Annotated in this window: 13 protein-coding genes; 4 read left to right on the forward strand and 9 right to left on the reverse strand. The window is 71.9% G+C overall.

What is annotated here, in order from left to right:
• Position 1: 1 nt before the first annotated feature.
• The 5 genes from MTBUT4_RS01375 to MTBUT4_RS01395 are packed head-to-tail and all read right to left on the reverse strand — an operon-like array spanning position 2 to position 7,616.
• The gene (locus tag MTBUT4_RS01375) at positions 2-2,839 is read right to left on the reverse strand and encodes a SpoIIE family protein phosphatase (protein WP_173977871.1); all 2,838 of its coding nucleotides are present in this window, start codon (positions 2,837-2,839) and stop codon (positions 2-4) included.
• Positions 2,818-3,696 (reverse strand): formyl transferase, encoded by an 879-nt coding sequence (locus tag MTBUT4_RS01380; protein WP_173977872.1) that lies wholly within the window; start codon positions 3,694-3,696, stop codon positions 2,818-2,820. Before MTBUT4_RS01380 ends, MTBUT4_RS01375 begins: the two co-directional genes overlap by 22 nt.
• Complete coding sequence (locus MTBUT4_RS01385) at positions 3,693-4,739, reverse strand: ABC transporter substrate-binding protein (protein WP_173977873.1); 1,047 nt, start codon at positions 4,737-4,739, stop codon at positions 3,693-3,695. The genes MTBUT4_RS01380 and MTBUT4_RS01385 overlap by 4 nt, the downstream gene beginning before the upstream one ends.
• Positions 4,736-6,826 (reverse strand): MFS transporter, encoded by a 2,091-nt coding sequence (locus MTBUT4_RS01390; protein ID WP_173977874.1) that lies wholly within the window; start codon positions 6,824-6,826, stop codon positions 4,736-4,738. Before MTBUT4_RS01390 ends, MTBUT4_RS01385 begins: the two co-directional genes overlap by 4 nt.
• 7 nt (positions 6,827-6,833) lie before the next feature.
• On the reverse strand, positions 6,834-7,616 hold the full coding sequence (locus tag MTBUT4_RS01395) for a hypothetical protein (RefSeq protein ID WP_173977875.1): 783 nt from the start codon (positions 7,614-7,616) through the stop codon (positions 6,834-6,836).
• A gap of 309 nt (positions 7,617-7,925) precedes the next feature.
• Between MTBUT4_RS01395 and murI the strand changes: the two genes are divergently transcribed.
• From murI to MTBUT4_RS01415, 4 genes are all read left to right on the forward strand, one after another.
• Positions 7,926-8,726, forward strand: a complete 801-nt coding sequence (murI, locus tag MTBUT4_RS01400) for a glutamate racemase (protein WP_173977876.1) — start codon at positions 7,926-7,928, stop codon at positions 8,724-8,726.
• A gap of 78 nt (positions 8,727-8,804) precedes the next feature.
• Positions 8,805-9,824: a glycosyltransferase family 1 protein gene (locus tag MTBUT4_RS01405; protein ID WP_173977877.1), complete on the forward strand. Its 1,020-nt coding sequence runs from the start codon at positions 8,805-8,807 to the stop codon at positions 9,822-9,824.
• A 144-nt stretch (positions 9,825-9,968) separates the two neighbouring features.
• Positions 9,969-11,042, forward strand: coding sequence for a glycosyltransferase family 4 protein (locus MTBUT4_RS01410; protein WP_173977878.1), 1,074 nt, complete (start codon positions 9,969-9,971; stop codon positions 11,040-11,042).
• Positions 11,043-11,074: 32 nt separating this feature from the next.
• Entirely contained in the window at positions 11,075-12,829 is a 1,755-nt protein-coding gene (locus MTBUT4_RS01415; protein WP_173977879.1) for an asparagine synthetase B, read from the forward strand.
• Here MTBUT4_RS01415 and MTBUT4_RS01420 read toward each other — a convergent pair.
• The 4 genes from MTBUT4_RS01420 to MTBUT4_RS01435 are packed head-to-tail and all read right to left on the reverse strand — an operon-like array spanning position 12,814 to position 16,853.
• Positions 12,814-13,446, reverse strand: coding sequence for a hypothetical protein (locus MTBUT4_RS01420; RefSeq protein WP_173977880.1), 633 nt, complete (start codon positions 13,444-13,446; stop codon positions 12,814-12,816). The two genes, MTBUT4_RS01415 and MTBUT4_RS01420, sit on opposite strands and share 16 nt — an antisense overlap.
• On the reverse strand, positions 13,443-14,708 hold the full coding sequence (locus MTBUT4_RS01425) for an AAA family ATPase (RefSeq protein WP_173977881.1): 1,266 nt from the start codon (positions 14,706-14,708) through the stop codon (positions 13,443-13,445). The genes MTBUT4_RS01420 and MTBUT4_RS01425 overlap by 4 nt, the downstream gene beginning before the upstream one ends.
• Positions 14,709-14,712: 4 nt before the next feature.
• A complete protein-coding gene (locus MTBUT4_RS01430; protein WP_173977882.1) occupies positions 14,713-15,765 on the reverse strand; it encodes a hypothetical protein in 1,053 nt (350 codons plus the stop codon).
• An 11-nt stretch (positions 15,766-15,776) separates the two neighbouring features.
• Positions 15,777-16,853, reverse strand: a complete 1,077-nt coding sequence (locus MTBUT4_RS01435; protein WP_173977883.1) for an undecaprenyl-phosphate glucose phosphotransferase — start codon at positions 16,851-16,853, stop codon at positions 15,777-15,779.
• Between the last annotated feature and the right edge of the window lie 186 nt (positions 16,854-17,039).

The following is a 17,039-nucleotide window of genomic DNA, read 5'->3' on the forward strand; positions in this document are numbered from 1 at the left end:
CTCAGCTCTCCTGCTTGTCGACCCGCTTCACCAGGGTCACAACGTTCCGGCCGTCTTCGCGGCGGTAGTCGGTGCGGTCCATGAATTCCTTCACCAGGAACACCCCCAGGCCGCCGATGGGGCGGTCGTCCACTTCGAGGTCGAGATCGGGCTCCGGTGCCTGCGAGAACGGATCGTATTCCTTGCCGTCGTCAAGAATCTCGGTGGTCAGCTCGTCCCCGTTCAGCGCGAAGCGGACATGAATATCATGATGATGATCGTCTGCGTACCCATAAGAGACGATGTTGGTTATCAGCTCATCAAGACAGAGGTTCAGATTGAAGGCAATCCGCTCCTCCAGGCCATGCGTCTCGACGAATTCGTCCACCAGGCCGGCCAGCCGGCCCAGCTCGCCCAGGTCGTTGGCGATGGTGACGTCGAGGCGCGCCGCCTTGCCGGCCGGAGCCGGCCGTGGCACCGTCGCCGCCTTCAGCTTCACCACCGGCCGCGGCTTGGCCGCCGCCGCCGGGGCCGCCGGGGCCGCCGGCGTGGCGCGGCGCACCTTGATGGCCGCCGGCTTGGACGCGGCGGGCTGGGGCGCGGCGGGCGGGGAAACGGGCTGGGGCACGGCGTCGGCCAGCGCCCCGGGCGCCGGCTCCGGTGCGCGGGTGCGGAAGCCGGTCAGCATCATCGTCGGCTGGGCCTCGTCGGCCAGCTGGGCACCGACGGTGGCGCGGTCGAAGCGCAGCGTCAGCATGGTGATGTCGTCGAATTGCGGTGCGTCGCCGACGAATTCCTCGACCACCTGGTTGACGCGGGCGATCACCGCCTCCGGCTCGAAGCCGGCGAGGCTGGCCGACAACTCGATCAGCCGGTACTCCTCGTAGAGCTGCTCGGCGACGTTCTGCGCCTCGGTGACGCCGTCGGTGTAGAGCAGCACGGTATCGCCGCTCTCCAGCCGGAAGCTGCCGGTTTCGTATTCCAGCCCCTCCATGACGCCCAGCGCCACCCCCGAGACGTCGCGGATGGCGTCGATGCCACCGCCCGTCCTCAGGATCAGCGCCGGAGGATGGCCGGCGTTGCAGAACGCCACCTCGCCCGAGCGGGTGTCCAGCACCGCATAGAAGCAGGTGGCGAACAGGGTCTGCGGGTTGTCGGCGGCCAGCATGGTGTTGACGAAGGCCATGCATTCGCCCGGCGTGCTGGCCAGCGGCGCCACCGCCTTGATCAGCGAGCGGGTGATGGCGATGAACATGGCCGCCGGCACGCCCTTGCCCGAGGCGTCGCCGATGACGAAGCCGAGATGGTGCTTGTCGATCAGGAAGAAGTCGTAGAAGTCGCCGCCCACCTCCTTGGCCGGGACCATGGCGGCGTGGATCTGGAACTCGTCGCGGTCGGGGAACGGCGGGAATACCTGCGGCAGCGACGACAGCTGCAGCTCGCGGGCGAAGTCCAGTTCCTGCCTCAGCGCGCTCAGCTGTTCGCGGGTGCGCAGGGCTTCGCGCAGCACATCGGCCTCGCGGGTGCGCTGCTCGATCAGGTCCTGCAGCCTGAGGTGCTGCTCGCGGATGCGGTCGGACATGGTCTGGAAGGCGACGCCCAGCACCTCGAGCTCGCCCTTGCCGGCATCGTCCGGCCCCTCGGTCCCTTCGGACTTGCGTTCGGCCAGCGCCTCGATCTGCTTCATGTCGTGCAGGACGGCGGCGCGGGCCTCCTCCTCCAGCATCTCGGACAGCTTCAGCATCTGGATGCGGATGAACAGTTCCTGGCGGCGGCGCTGGCGTTCGCGCCGCTGCTGCATCTGGTCGATCATCACCACGTTGTCGCGGAACACGCCGACGGTGCCGGCGATGCGTCCGATCTCGTCCTTGTCGCTCTTGACCTCGAGGGTCACCGAGGTGTCGCCGCGCGACAGCGCGTTCAGCACCTGGATGGCCTCGTCGAGCGGATGGAACGAGCGCCGCAGGTAGACGTAGAAGACGAACAGCACGAACACCAGGAAGCTGCCAACCGCGGCGATGGCGATGTTGCGGATGGTGCGCTGGCGGGTCTGGGTGGCGGTGACGTCGCGGGAGGTGACCAGGGCGCCGATGACCCGGTTGAAACCGTCGTGGATCGGCAGCACCACCACCGAATAGTACTGCCGGCCCGACTGCCAGGTCTCGAGGCGGCTCTTGCGCACCGACAGGTTGCCGTCGAACACCTTCCACAGCGCCTCGTCGGTGCCCAAGGGGGCGCCGTCGCTGCCGGGCGACAGCTTGGCCGCGCGGTCGACCAGGAAGATGTCCGAGCCGGTGGAGGCCTTGAACTCCAACAGCGGCGGATGCATGTCCGAGCCCAGCAGCGCGATGCCGGCGACATTGTCGCCGACCTTCAGCGGGACCGCCAGGGTGGCGACGAAGGCGCGCTTGGTGTCCTGGTTGAGGCCGCGCACCGGCTGGCCCGATTCGACGATGGCGTGGACGGTGCCGGCATCGACGGTCGGCGGATCGAGCAGCGAGCCGCGCGAGTTGTAGAGCAGCTCGCCGTCGGCGGCGATGATCTCGACCCGGCTGTTCCTGCCGCGGCTGCGGATGGCCTCCATCAGCGGCGCGATCTCGACCAGCACGTTGGCCGGGTCGCGCCCCTCGACGGCCCTCGCCAGGCCATCCGAATCGGTGATGACGCGGGCGTCGGTCTCCAGCCGCTGGACGGTGTTCTCGACCAGCTTCTTCCAGAAGATCTCCTGGCCGACCAGGGTGGCCTGGGCAAATCGCTCGTCCGCCAGTTCCTCGCTTTTCAGCCACGCGAAGGCGAGGCCGGCGACCAGCAGCGAATACGACAGCGAGACGATCAGGGTTACGCGTGTGCGCAGCAGCATGACGCCCCCATCCCTTCCGCCACCAGGCCCGCGACGGCCGCCTGCTCCACCGCCCCGCCCGCAGGCAGGAAACCGTTCAGGATGTCCATGTATTCCTTCGGATCATACAGGCGCAGCCCCCGCGAACGGAAGGCGGCGAACGACTGCGCGTCGGGCAGCGAGGCATAGGCGCGCCGCGTCCGGTCCTGTTCGGCCAGTTCGGGCGGGCGGCCCGCGCGCAGGCCGTCCATCACGCCGTACAGCAGGTCGAGACCGGGGCCGTAGGTGCCGACCACGTGCCACAGCAGCGAGCGGGCCGGATCCACCGGCAGCCAGCCGATCCCGACCACCGGCCCGGTATCGATGCCGTCATCGACGCGGTGCAGGGTGCAGCCGATGGCCTCGTCGCCCTCGACCAGGCAGCGGAAGGGTGCGAACAGACCGGCATAGCGGGGCAGGGCGCCGGGATGGACGTTGTAGGTGCCGTAGCGCGGAATGTCGAACAGGTTGCGCTTGAAGATCAGCGAGAAGCGCACCGACACCATCAGGTCGGGCGCGAAATCGCGCACCAGCGCCTCGCCATCCGTGCCGTTGATGTCGTGGACCACCTTGACCGGCACGCCGAAGCGCCGCGCGACGCCGTCGAAGGTGGCCAGCGCGCCCTCGCCGCCGGTGCGGTCGATCAGCGGGAACAGGGTGTCCACCGGCAGGTCGCGCTCGAGGAACTTGATCTCGGCCAGCTCGGGCACGGCCTGCTCGACCGGCCGCGTCTTGTCCGACAGCAGCACCATCACCGTGTCGCCGGCCAGGCGCGGCAGCATCTGGTTGAGGACCACGGCGCCGACTAGGTCGCGCTTGGTGCACAGCACGATCCTCACGGGCCGGCCTCCGGATCGTGGACCTCGGCCAGGCCCAGCAGGTTCATGGGCGGATAAACCCCCAGCGCCCGCACCACCGGCATGTTGATGATGATGGACAGGCGCTTGGGTGCGTCGATAGGAATGTCCTTGGGCGCCACCTTGTGGACCAGGATCTGCTCGGCTTTGTAGGCGGTGAGCTGGCCCACCGTGTAATAGCGATAGACGCCGCCGATCATGGCGCGCGAGTTGAGCACCGGGTTCTCGGCCGCCGCGAAGCTGGGCAGCTGGAATTCCAGGGCGGCCCCGGTCAGCACGTCGCGGTTGACGTTGAGGAAGGTGTCGGGAGGAATGTAGAGGAACTCGACCCCGGCATCCTTCAGCTCGGCCACCTTGCCCGGAATGCTGGCCACCGAGGGCTTGCCGTCCACCAGGTCCACCGCCTTGGCCACCAAGTCGTAGCCCAGCCGCCGCCCGAGCTGGGTCAGCTCGTCGATGGCGACCCGCGAATTGGCCTCCAGCGGGTTGTAGACCATCCCCAGCCTCCGCGCCGGCAGGTACGAACGCATCAGGTTGACCTGGGTCTCCATGGGCACCAGGTAGCTGGTCCCGGTGATGTTGCGCCCCGACGACTTGAAGTCGGGCACCACCTTGGCCCCCACCGGCTGCGACACGATGGCGAACACCGCCGGAATGTCGGTGATGTGCTTTTCCGGATCGACCTTGTCGTAGGTCCCCAGCATCTCCTGGGTCACGGTGGTGCCCCAGGTGAAGACCAGATCGACGCCCAGTTCCTTGGCCTCGGCGACGAAGCCGGGAATGCGCGACTTGTCCTGGGCGGCGTCGCGGATGATCAGCTCGACCGGGATGTTCTGGTTGGTGAAATAGTCCTTGAACCCCTTGGCGCATTCCTCCCAGCCGCGATACAGCACCATGTAGATGCGATACGGCCGGGCCGGGGTTCCCTTCTCGGCCGACGCGCCATTCTCGGCGGCGCCGGCGAGGGCGGGCAGCAGCAGCGGCGCCGCGGCGCACAGGGCGAGCAGGAGCCGACGGGCGATCATGCCGTTTCCTCTTCGGTCTCGATGTGGGGACCCGAGCCGTAGGCCCCCGAGGCGATGGCGAAGAATGCCGCCAGGGCCAGCACCAGCACCCCCAGCCCGATCACCGCCCCGTTCAGGCCCCACATCGGAATGAAGGCGGCCGCGATCAGCGGGCCGGCCACCGAGCCGGCGCGCTCGATGGTGCGCACCAGCGCCATGATGGAAACGCGGCCGAAGGCGCGGCATTCGGTCCAGCACACGTCGGGGATCAGCGCCAGCTGCGGCGAGGCCGACAGGCCGTGCGACAGCCCCAGGGCGATGATGGCGATGGCGATGGGCAGGGTGCCGTCCAGCACCACCGGCGCCAGCAGCCCGATGCCGCCGATCAGGCCGCCCAGCGCCACCAGCCCGGCGCGCCACTGGAAGCGGTCCGACAGACGCGAGGCGATGGCCGAGGTGACCGCCATCACCAGCGGGTAGAGCACCACCATGCGGGCGATCTCGGACAGGGTCAGCGACGACTGCCACAGGATCATCGGCACCAGGAAGAACAGGAACCCGGTCAACGCCATCTTGGCCGGCACCGCCGCGAACAGCATCAGCACGGTGAAGCGCCAGTTGGCCAGCAGACGGCGGAACTTCGGCCGCGCCGCGACGGCGACGACGGCGGGCGGCTCGGATTCCGCCATGATGCGGGCCAGCAGGACGCCCGACAGCACGACCAGGGCGCCCGACACGAAGAAGGTGGCGCCGAAGCCGATCCGTTCGGCCAGCAGGCCGCCGATGCCGGTGCCGCAGATGGAGGCGGTCAGCACCGCGCCGACATAGACCCCAAGTCCCTGCGCCCGCTGTTCCTCGCGCGCCGCCTGCGAGATGTAGGTCTGCGCCGCCACCGTCACCAGGGCGTAGCCGACGCCGCTGACCACCCGCCACAGCAGCAGGTCGAAGAGGCCGAAGACGAAGCCGGTCATGACGTAGCCCAGCGCCGCCGGGACCATGCCCATGACGAAGGCGCGGCTGCTGCCGACCCGTTCGGTCACCCGCGCCGCCCACGGCGAGGCCAGGGCGATGGCCGCCATGAAGAAGGCGATGGGCAGCGCCGTCATCATCTCCACCGACAGGCCGGGCAGCGGCGTCGCCAGCCCGCCGGCGTAGAGCGGCATGAACGAGCGGCTCATCTCCTCGGCGAAGACGAACAGGAACAGCGGCAGACGGATGTCGGTGGCCATGCGCTGGCCCAGCGGCGCCGGCCGCCCGTCGGGCGAGAAGCGGAACAGGAAGCGCACCCGGTCGGCCACCTCGGCCACCCGCGCCACCACGCCGGCGTCGAAATGCGCCGTGCGCACCTCCTCGATATAGGCCATCAGCCCGCGATAGGCCTCGTCGGTACGGCGCACCGAGTTGCTCATGGCGCGGACGAAATGCCCGACCTCGTCGCCCGACCATACCGACGGGACGTGCTCGAAATCGCCCCGGCGGACCCGGTCGACCACCCAGCCGGCCACTTTCAGCGGCCCGGTGATGTTGAAGAACACCACGAACAGCAGGACCTCGAAGGCGACGATCAGCGACACCGACAGCACCACCGCCACATCAAGGAAGATGTTCGCCAGCCGGTCGGTGACATAGGCGCGGTCGAAACCGACATGCAGGTGACCGATCACCGCCCCGCCCTTGGCCTGAACCGGCAACGCCACGTCGAAATAGGGGCCGACCGAAATCTTGTGTCCGTCCCGCCCGGTGCCGAACCCGGCGGTGCGGAAATCGGCCTGCAGTTCGGCCGTCTCGGCTCCGTGCAGGTACAGCAGCCGCCCGTCGGGATCGCTGACCGCCAGGTACCGCAGCTCGGGATTGGCCGCCAGCACCGGCGCGAAGAACTCGGTCATGCCGACCATGCGCTCCAGCGGCACGCCATAGCCCACGGCGCGCTCGAGCTGGGTACGCAGATCCTGGCCGACGATGGCCGCCTTCTTGTCCATTTCGGGCGCCATGCCCTGCTCGAACGCGCCCAGGGCGCGGTACGACACGATGGCGGTGGGCGGCACCAGCACCAGCACGGCGAGGATGAACAGGCGGACCAGCAGGGAGCGGGAGCTGTCGAGTCTCATGGCGCCCTCATGCCAGCCTGTCCATGCGCTCGACCTCGTCGGTCGAGTCGCGGATATGCTCGACCGCCTCGCGGCTGCGGGCGACGAACTCGGCGAAACGCACCTCGAAATCGTCGCCGCCGCCGGGATCGGGGACCGCCTCGCCGCCCTCGGCCATCACCTTGGCCAGGGTCGCCTCCATGGCCCCGAGGCGGCGGGTCACCGCCCCCAGCAGGACATAGGCGGCGACGGCGGCGACCATCGCGAAGCCCGACACCACCAGCACCAGTTCGAAGGCCAGCCGCCCCAGCATCTCCCCCAGCCCCTGCTCGAGATAGGCGGCGGGATAGCGCAGCACCACCGCGCCTTCGACCTTGCCCAGGGTGTTGACCAGCGGCATGCCGACCACCCCGGCCTCCTCGTCGGTCAGCGAGAACGCCTTGCCGGGGGCGCCCTTCAGCACCTCGATCCAGGCCTCGGGCACGGCGCTGCCGACGCCGCCGCGGTCGGTGTTGAACAGCACCTCGCCGCTCGCGTCGTAGATCTCGATGCCCAACACCCGGTCGTCGCGGGCCTTTTCCAGCTCGATGGTGTCCTGCGTCTGGCGCAGCTGGCGCAGGGCGAAACCCAGGCTGAGGCCATCCTCGACCTTGCGCTTGATGGTGAAGACGACGAAGCTGAAGCGCGACTGCACCTGCGCCGACATCTGCTCGGCGAACTTGGCGTAGCCGAAATAGGCGGTGAGCGCCATGGTGCACACCAGGATGGCGACCAGAGCGGCAGAAACCTTGCGGGCCAGCGACCACGACATGCCGTCACCCCCACGCCGCGACGGCCGGAACCATTCCGGCGGAACCATCTCGCAAACCCCGTACCCCTCGCGTCACGCCGAACCCCGTACCCGGTACCCAACGGCCGCCCCTGCATTTCGACAGGGGTTGCCTATTCCCTCCAGTGTTTATAGGACATTTGCGCGGACCGGCCAAGCCGCCATCAAGACACGACGTAAAATCCCGGGGAAAAATAAACAAATGGATAAGCACGGCGGCCAAAAACCTTACTGGAGCGGGAACAATGTACGTTGCCTCAGGTGTACACCTTACATGATCCGGGGCCGGGTATGAACATCGGCATATTCGATTCGGGTGTGGGGGGATTGACCGTGGCTTCGGCGCTGCGGCGCCGCCTGCCCGCCGAGACCCTGACCTATCTGGGCGACACCGCGCGGCTGCCCTATGGCACCAAGTCGCCCGAGACGGTGGTGCGCTATGCCCTGCAGGCCGCCGACTACCTGGCGGCCGGCGGCATCAAGATGCTGGTGGTGGCGTGCAACACCGCCTCGGCCCATGCCCTGCCGGCCCTGGTCGCCAGGCATCCCGGCCTGCCGGTGCTGGGGGTGGTCGAGGCCGGCGCGGCGGCGGCGGCCCGGGCCTCGGCGTCGGGCCGCATCGTCGTCGCCGCCACCGAGGGCACCTGCCGGTCGGGCCGCTTTCCCGCCACCATCACCGCCCTGCGCCCCACGGCGGAGGTGAGCCAGGTGGCCTGTCCGCTGCTGGTGGCGGTGGCCGAGGAGGGCCTGGGCGACAGCCCCATCGCCGAGGCCATGGCGCGGTCGTACCTGGCCGACCGCTTCGCCGGACACGGCGCCGCCGACTGCCTGGTGCTGGGCTGCACCCACTTCCCGCTGCTGGTGCCGGCCATCCGCCGGGTGATCGGGCCGCGCCCGGTACTGGTCGATTGCGCCGAGGCGGTGGCCGAGCAGGCCGCCGCCCTGCTGGCCGAACGCGGCCTGGCGCGCCAGGGCGGTGCGGGCGGACTCGCTCTGATCGCCACCGACTCGCCCGAGCGCTTCCGGCGCATGGCCGCCCGCCTGTTCCCCGGCTTGGGAAGCAACCTGGCGGTGACGCTGGCGGACCTCTGAATCTTCATCATCCTGTCACTTGCCCCGATCCCGGCGCGCGGCCTACCCATGGGCATGGCCGCCGAGGATTCCCCGCCCATGCGCATCGCAATCGTCACCGACGCCTGGCACCCGCAGCGCAACGGCGTGGTGCGGGTGCTCTCGACCCTGGCCGACGTCCTGCGGGGGATGGGCCACACGGTGGGGGTGTTCGAGCCCGGCGCCTTTACCACCCTGCCCTGCCCCTCCTACCCCGAGATCCCGCTGGCGCTGTTCCCCGGCGGCAGGCTGGGGGGGATGCTCGAGGCCTTCGCCCCCGACGCCATCCACCTCGCCACCGAGGGGCCGCTGGGATGGGCGGCGCGGCGCTGGTGCCTGGGCCGCGGCCTGCCCTTCACCACCGCCTACCACACCAAGTTCCCCCACTACGTGCGCGCCCGCACCGGGGTGCCGCTGGCCTGGCCCTATGCCCTGGTGCGCCGCTTCCATGCCCCGTCGGCGGCGGTGATGTGCCCGTCGCCGTCGGTCTACCGCGAACTGGGGGAATGGGGCTTCGTCAACCGGGCGGAATGGTCGCACGGCGTCGACACCCGCACCTTCCGGCCGCAGCCCAAGGATTTCGTCGATCTGCCGCGGCCGCTGTTCATGTATGTCGGGCGGGTGGCGGTGGAGAAGAACCTGCCGGCCTTCCTGTCGCTGGACCTGCCGGGCAGCCGCATGGTGGTGGGCGACGGCCCGGCCCGCGCCCCCCTGATGCGGCGGTTCCCCCACGTCCACTGGCGCATCGCCAACGGTGACGAGGAGCTGTCGCGCTATTTCGCCGCCGCCGACTGCTTCGTCTTCCCGTCGCTCACCGACACCTTCGGGCTGGTGATGCTGGAGGCGCTGGCCTCGGGCGTGCCGGTTGCCGCCTACCCGGTGCCCGGCCCGGCCGACGTGGTCGGCGACGCGCCGGTGGGCGTGCTGGGCCACGACCTCGGCGCGGCGGCGCTGGCGGCGCTGACGGTCGATCCCGCCGCCTGCCGCGACCATGCCGCCCGCTTCTCGTGGGAGGCGGTGGCCAGGCAGTTCCTCGGCCTGCTCAGGCCGATCGGACGGAGCGCCGCCGACGCGGCATAGGCCGCGCCGTTTCCCCCATCCACCGGAAGAGGCCGGGCTCACCCCCAATGCCGGGATTGAGGCCGGGGCACCCGCGCGCCGACAATCCCCGGCGATGGCGGCGTCCGGTCGGCGGCCGCGTCCCAGTGGAAGGACGGCGCAAGCATGAGGATCGCGGTCATCGAGACACCCGCCGGGGGCGGGCCGGGGCGGCAGGACGCCGGCACCGCCCTCTCCCATCTGCTGCCGCGCCTGGCCCGGCGCGGCCACGCCATCGACCTGTTCCGCGACCGCCGCCACGGCGGCGAGGCGATCGCCGGCACCCGGCTGATCCGTCTGCCCAGCCTGCCGGGTTTGCGGGACGGTTCGCTGGCCATGCTGTCGTCGCTGCTGTCGTCGCTGGGCGGCTACGACGTGGTCAACTTCCACGGTGTCGGCCCCGCCTGCCCCTTCCCCAAGGTGGCGCGGCTGGGGCCGTTCCGCACCGTCGCCACCATCCGCGACACCGATGGCGGCCCGGTCGATCCGTCCCATCCCGCCGCCGCCCATCCCGCCGCCCGCCTTGCCGACGTGGTGACGGTGTCGTCGCGCCGGCTCGAGCGCCACATCCGCGACACCCACCGCCGCGAGCCCATCTACATCCCCGACGGGATCGCCGCCCCGCCCTTCACTCCGGACGAGGCCGCGCCGCTGCGCGCGCTGGGCCTGGACCCCTTCCGCTACCTGCTGATGGTCGCCGCCGCGGCGCCGGATCCCGGTGTCCTGGTGGCCGTCCGCGCCATCGCCGCCCTCGACCGTCCGCTACCGCTGGTAATCGCCGAGACCGCCCCCGGCGACCCCGGACAGCGCCGGGTTCTGGCCGAGGCGGCAGGGGGCGCCACCCTTCTGTTCACCGGCCCCCTGGCCCCCGGTCAGCTGGATGCCCTGGCGGCCCATGCCCACCTGTACCTCCTGCCGGCCCAGGTGGAAACGCCGCCGGGGCGGCTGCTGGCGGCGATGGCGGCCGGCGGAGCGGTGGTGGCCAGCGACCTGCCCGACCATCTCGACGCGGTCGGCGCCGATGCCTTCACCTTCACCGCCGGCGATGCCGGCGATTTGCGGCGAGTGCTGGCATGGCTGCTGGCCGACCCGGAAGTGGTCGAGGGCATGCGCCGGCGCGCCGCCGCGGCGGTCACCGTGCGCTATTGCTGGGACCGCGTCGCCGATGCCTATGAACAGGTCTACCAGGCCCTGGCCTGATCGCAGGGGACCTGACCGCAGGGGAAGCGCCAATGACCATCGCCGGACTCCTCGCCCCCAACCACGCGGCCGTCGATCCCGAGCTGGCCCAGCGTCTGGCCGGCAGCGGCAGCGTCTACCGCTCGCCCGAGGGACGGCTGGCGCTGGCGGCGGCCAATCTGTCCACCCTGTCCGGCGATTTGTGGCTGGCGTTGGACGGCGACGTGATCAACCACGCGCCGCTGCGTCACTCCCTGGCCCTGATGGGGCACCGCTTCCCGCCGCGGCCCGGTCCCGCCGACACCGTGCTGAGGGCCTACGAGCAGTGGGGCGCCGACTGCCTGAGCCACCTGCAGGGGCCGTTCGCCCTGGCGCTGTGGGACGACCGCCGCGGCCTGCTGCTGCTGGCCCGCGACAAGCTGGGGCGCAAGCCGCTGTTCATCGCCCGCGACCGCGGCCGCCTTGCCTTTGCCTCTTCCCTGGCGCCGCTGCTCGACCATCTCGGCCTGCCGCGCCGCCTCGACCCGGCCGGGCTGGCCATGCTGCTGGCCCACGGCGTGGTGCCGGCGCCACTCACACCGGTGGCCGGGATCGCTAAGCTGGGGGCCGGCGAGATGCTGGTGGTCGAGGGCGGCGCGGTGTCGCCGCCGCGGCGCTGGGCCCAGCCCGGCCCCGACGAACGGCTGCTGCTGGTCGCCCGCAACCTCGGCTTCGAGCGCCATGCCGCGACCGCGCGCACGCTGCTGGAATGCAGCGTCGCCGACCGGCTGGGCGGCGACGGCGCCGGCGCGCTGCTGTCGGGACGCCCGGCGGCGGCGGCGATGGCGGCCCTGATGGGGCGCCTCAGTGGCCGCGCCACGGTGACGGTGGCGCCGGTGGCCGCCGAGAGCTGCAGCGGCGCCGCCGGCACGCTGCGGCGCTGGGCCGCGGCCAGCCGGTGTGACCTGATCGAGGCGGCCTGCGACGGCGATTGCAGCGTCGAGGCGGTGCCCGTTTTGGCCGCCGCCCTGTCCGAGCCGACCGCCGGCCCCGAGGCCCTGGGCACCTGGCTGGCCGCCCAGGCCGCCGGCCGGGCGAAACTGGCCCGGGTTTTCGACGATTGCGGCGTCGAGGCCAGCTTTCCCGCCGCCACCGCGCCGGTGCCGGGGCTGTCCTGGCTGTGGCGCCTGCTGGCCCGGGAAATGACGGCCGGCGCTCCGGTGGTGGGATCGCCCTTCGCCGCCGAGGGATGGGCCGGCCTGCTCGCCGATGGTGGCCGCGGCCGGCTCGGGTCGCCGCCCTGGGGGCCGCCGACGCCGCCGGCCTGGCTGGCCGGCGACCGCCGCGCCGGAGCCGCCTGGCAGGATTTGCGCTGGCGCCTGGCCGACGCCGCCGCCCCCGCCGCCGAGGCCGCCGCCGGCCGCCATGGCCTTGCCGTCTCGACGCCTTTCCTCGACGAATCCCTGCTGTCCTATACACTGGCGGTGCCGTGGCGCCACCGCGCCGGCCGCGCCGGCGGAACCCTGGCCCGACGGGTGTTCGCCGGCCTGGCGCCCGACGCCGTCCCGGCACTGCCGCTCGACCGCTGGCTGGCCGGGCCGCTGGGGGCACGGCTGGAGACGCTGGCGCGGCACGCGCCGCTGATCGAAAGCGGGGTGCTGTCGGCCGCGGCGATCGCCGCCCTGCTGGAGCGCCAGCGCCGCCGCCACGACCGCACCCGCGCCGTGTGGTCGTTGCTGCTGCTGCTGGAATGGTGCGCCGCGCTGGGGCTGGGCGACCTTGCCGAGGGCGACGGCGTCGGGCCGCGGGTCGCCTACAGCATCTCGTAGAGCCGCTTCGGCACGTGGAAGCGGCGCTTGGTCAACACCGCCCCCAGCAGGTTGGCGCCGCCGCGCACCAGGGCGTCGCGGGCGGCGGCGGCCACGGCTTCGCGGGTGCGCTCGGCCTCGATCAGCAGGATCACCCCATCGGCGCTGGGCGCCAGCCCCAGGGCCAGCGGCGAGGCCAGCACCGGCGGCGTGTCGAGGATGATCAGCCCGGCCCGTTCGGACAACCGGTCCCAGTAGCGCCCGAGCAGCGCCGAATCGAGGGCGCGGGCGTCGCCGCCGCGCCCCGGCAGCGGCCCGAAGGCCAGCCGTCCGCCCTCCTCGACCCGGGTCTCGCTGTCGACGGCGTTGAGCACCAGCACCCCGCCCCCCATCACCCGCCCGGCCAGCCGTCCCAGCCGCACCGCCACCGCCGGGTCGGCCTCGCCGGCGGCGCAGGCGGTCAGTTGCACCACCCGCCGCGGCCGGTCCTTGAGACCGCTTTCGACGGCCTGCCACAGCCGCAGGATGGGCAGGTCGCCGATGCCCCGGCACGCCCCCAGCGCCGCCTCGGCGGGCAGGCCGGCCGCCGCCGGGACCAGGGCGCGGGCGGTGGCGATGGCGTCGTAGAGACCGGTCATGGCTTGGCCGGGAATTCGATCATCTGGCCGACCTGGATGCGGTCGACATCGACGATGGCCGGGTTGTGGCGCTTGACCAGGTCGAGCAGGGTACCGTCGTAGCGGCCGTAGACCTGCTGGCTGAGGCCGGCCAGGGTGTCGCCGGGGGCGACGATGCGCACGGTGCGGCGCGGCGTGTCGGGTGCGTCGGAAATGTCGGGCAGGGTTGCGGCGGCCGGCATTCCGACGGAGATGGGCGCCGCCAGCGGCGGCAGCGGCGCCGTCAGTTGCACCGACTCCGGCTTCGGCAGCTGCTCCGAATCCGGCTTCGGCAGATGCACCACCACCTTGGCCGGCGGCAGCGCCGGCGGATCGGGCAGCAGCACCGCCACCGCCGCCACCGCCGCGGTGGCCGCGCCGGCCGCCGTCAGCCAGCGCCACGACCACGGCCGCAGGCGGCGGCGGCGCCCGCCCTCCTTCAGGCGCAGATCGACCACCACCTCGCGCACCACCTTGACCGGCACCGGGCGCAGCTTGCGGCCGAAGGCGGTCATCAGCGCGTTGTCGGCCAGCACGTTGATGCGCCGCGGGATGCCATCGGCGTGGCGGACGATCTCGGTCACGGCGGCGTCCGAGAACGCCGGCCGGTCGTCGAGGGCGACGCACTTCACCCGGTGGCGGACATAGGCGGCCGCATCCTTGCGCGACAGCGGCCCCAGCCGGGTGCGTACGGCGATGCGCGATTCCAGCTGGCGCAACTGGCGCTCGCCCAGCAGCTGTTCCAGCTCGGGCTGGCCGACCAGGACGATCTGCACCAGCTTTTCGGTGGCGGTTTCCAGGTTGGACAGCATGCGCAGGGATTCCAGCGTGCCGATGGGCATGTTCTGCGCCTCGTCGATCAGCAGCACCAGGGTCTCGCGCTTGCGGTGCCGCTCCATCAGCCAGCCGCGCAGGGAGTCGACCATGCTGGCGATGTCGTCGCCGGGATAATCGTGGCCGATCTCCTTGAAGATGTGGCGCAGCAAGGCCTGGAACGAAACGTTGGGGTTGAAGACGTAGACGAACCTGAGGCCGGGCTCGTCGACGCTGTCCAGGTACGAGCGCAGGATGGTGGTCTTGCCCACCCCGACCTCGCCGGTGATGCAGATGAAGCCCTTGCGCTTGGCGATGCCGTAGATGATGGCGGCCAGCGCCTCCTTGTGCTGGTCGGTGAGGTAGAGGAAGCCCGGATCGGGGGTGATGCGGAACGGCTCGGCGGAGAGGTTGAAGAATTCCTTGTACATGGCGTCACCCTTCGCGCGGGAGGGAGGTGAGGACGACCAGGCCGAGGCGGCGTTCGACCTCGGCCGGGGTGGCGAAGCGGGAGGACAGGGCCTGGGCCAGCCCGGCGGCGGCCAGGGCGAGAACGGTCCCGGCGGCGGCGGCCCAGCCCATGACGGCACCCTGGCTCAGGCCCGGCTGCGCCGCTGCCCTGGCCGGCTGCAGCACGGCGACGGCGCCGGCCGAGGGGGCGCTCTGGCGCTCCGCGTCCGCCGCCAGCGCCGCCGGGTCGAGGACGGGTCCGGCCGCGGCCAGCAGGCGTTTGGCGTCGCGCTCGCGCGCCGATGCCCGCGCCAGCGCCGTTTCGGTCCGCACCACCTCGCCTTCCAGCTGCTGGTGCACCGGATTGGGGCCGCTGGTCACCGAGCCGGCGACCGGCTGGGCGAGGCCGGCGATCAGCGCCTCGACGCGGCCGCGCTCCTCGCGCACGTTGCGCACGAACGCGCTGTCCTCGCGGTAATTGCCCAGCAGCTCGGCCTCGCGGGCCTGCAATTCGAACAGGCGCTTCTCCGCCTCCCCGGCCGCCTCGGGCCGTTCGACCCGGCTGGCCAGCGCGATGGTCGGCGGCGTCTTGGCCAGGCGCGCCCGCAGCACCTGCAGGGTGTCGGCCAGGACCGCCGCCTCGCGCCCGGCGGCGGCGGCCTCGGCGGCCAGGTGCTGCTGCCGGCGCAGGGTTTCCAGGCGCGAGGCGGTGTCGCCGCCGCGGTCATCGCTCAGTCCGGCGACCAGGGCGGCCAGCGCCGCCTCGGCGGCCGCCGGCGAGGCGGCCGACAGCGCCAGCCGCACCACCGCCGCCGGCTCGTCCACCGCCACCGACAGCGACGGCCCCGGCCCGCGCGCCGCCAGGGCGGCGGCCACCGCCCCGGCGCGGCCGGGTTCGGCCAGCAGCACCGCCTCGGCCCGCCAGCGTTCGGGCAGCAGCAGCGCCGCCGCGCCGCCCAGCGCCAGGGACAGCGTCATCGCCGCCGCCATGAGCCGGCGTCGGCGGAACAGGAGATGGGCGAGGCCGCGCGCGCTCATGGATCCCTCCCTCAGTAGGCGTTGGTGCCCTTGAGGCAGGCCAGCGGCGTCCTGAACAGGATCGCCAGGTCCAGGCCGGGGCTCCAATGGTCGATGTACCAAAGGTCGCAGGCCACCCGCTGGCGCATGGACTCCACCGTGGCGGTCTCGCCGCGATGGCCGTTGACCTGGGCCCAGCCGGTGATGCCGGGCTTCATGCGGTGGCGGCACAGGTAATCGTCCACCAGCCGGGAATAATGGTCGTTATGGGCCAGCGCGTGGGGGCGCGGCCCGACCAGCGACATGCTGCCGCCGACCACGTTGAACAACTGCGGCAGCTCGTCCAGCGAGGTGCGCCGCAGCACCCGGCCGACCCGGGTGACGCGGGGGTCGTGGCGGGTGGCCTGCTTCGGCATGGCTTCCGGCGGGCGCACGTGCATGGAACGGAACTTCAGGCAGGTGAAGGCCTGGTTGTCGAAGCCGGTGCGGCTCTGGCGGAACAGCACCGGGCCGGGGCTGTCCAGCTTCACCGCCAGGGCGATGACCGCCATCAACGGCGCCAGCAGCAGCACCAGCAACGCCCCCAGCAGCCGGTCCTCGGCCGCCTTGGCCAGTGCCCGCCAGCCCTTCAGCGGCCGCGCCCGCAGCCGCGCCACCGGGACGTCGCCCAGCAGCGCGAAGCCGTGCCCGGCCAGGTAGGGGGCGGGGAACTCGGGCATCAGATGGACGTCGACGGCCAGCGGCCGCAGCACCGCCAGGCAGGCCTCCAGCCGGTCGGCATCGGACCACGGCAGGGTCAGCACCACCTCCTCGACCCGCTGCTCGCGCACCATGCGGGCGGCGTCCTCCAGGCCGGCGACGAAGCCGCCCAGGACGGGGCGGGCCGGCGCCTCGCGGTCGAGGCAGATGCCCACCGGAAGCGCGCTGCGATGGTCGCCGGCGACCAGGGACAGCGCCCCGAACGCCCGCTCGCGGTCGCCCACCAGCAGCACCCGGCGCAGGCGCCGGCGCCGCCGGCGGCCTCCGCCATCGTCCCCGCCGCGGGGAAAGGAATGCTCCCCGGACCACACCCGGAGGCGTTGCAGAGTGTCGGTATCCAGGTGTCGCATCGGCTCTCCCGGCGGCGGGGACGGTGGACGGACCGCGAAGGTCGCGGGCCGGAGGTCGAGGCACTGCCAGGGGACATATGCCGCCGGTTGGGGCGGGCGTGCAGTCTCTCAACGGGATGTGCGCCACCGGGGGAAGGCCCGCGCGAATTCGGGGGGGTCAGGGAAATCCGCTGCCCAGCACGGCAA

Origin of the sequence: Magnetospirillum sp. UT-4 (assembly GCF_902729435.1) — a bacterium.
Taxonomy (GTDB): domain Bacteria; phylum Pseudomonadota; class Alphaproteobacteria; order Rhodospirillales; family Magnetospirillaceae; genus Magnetospirillum.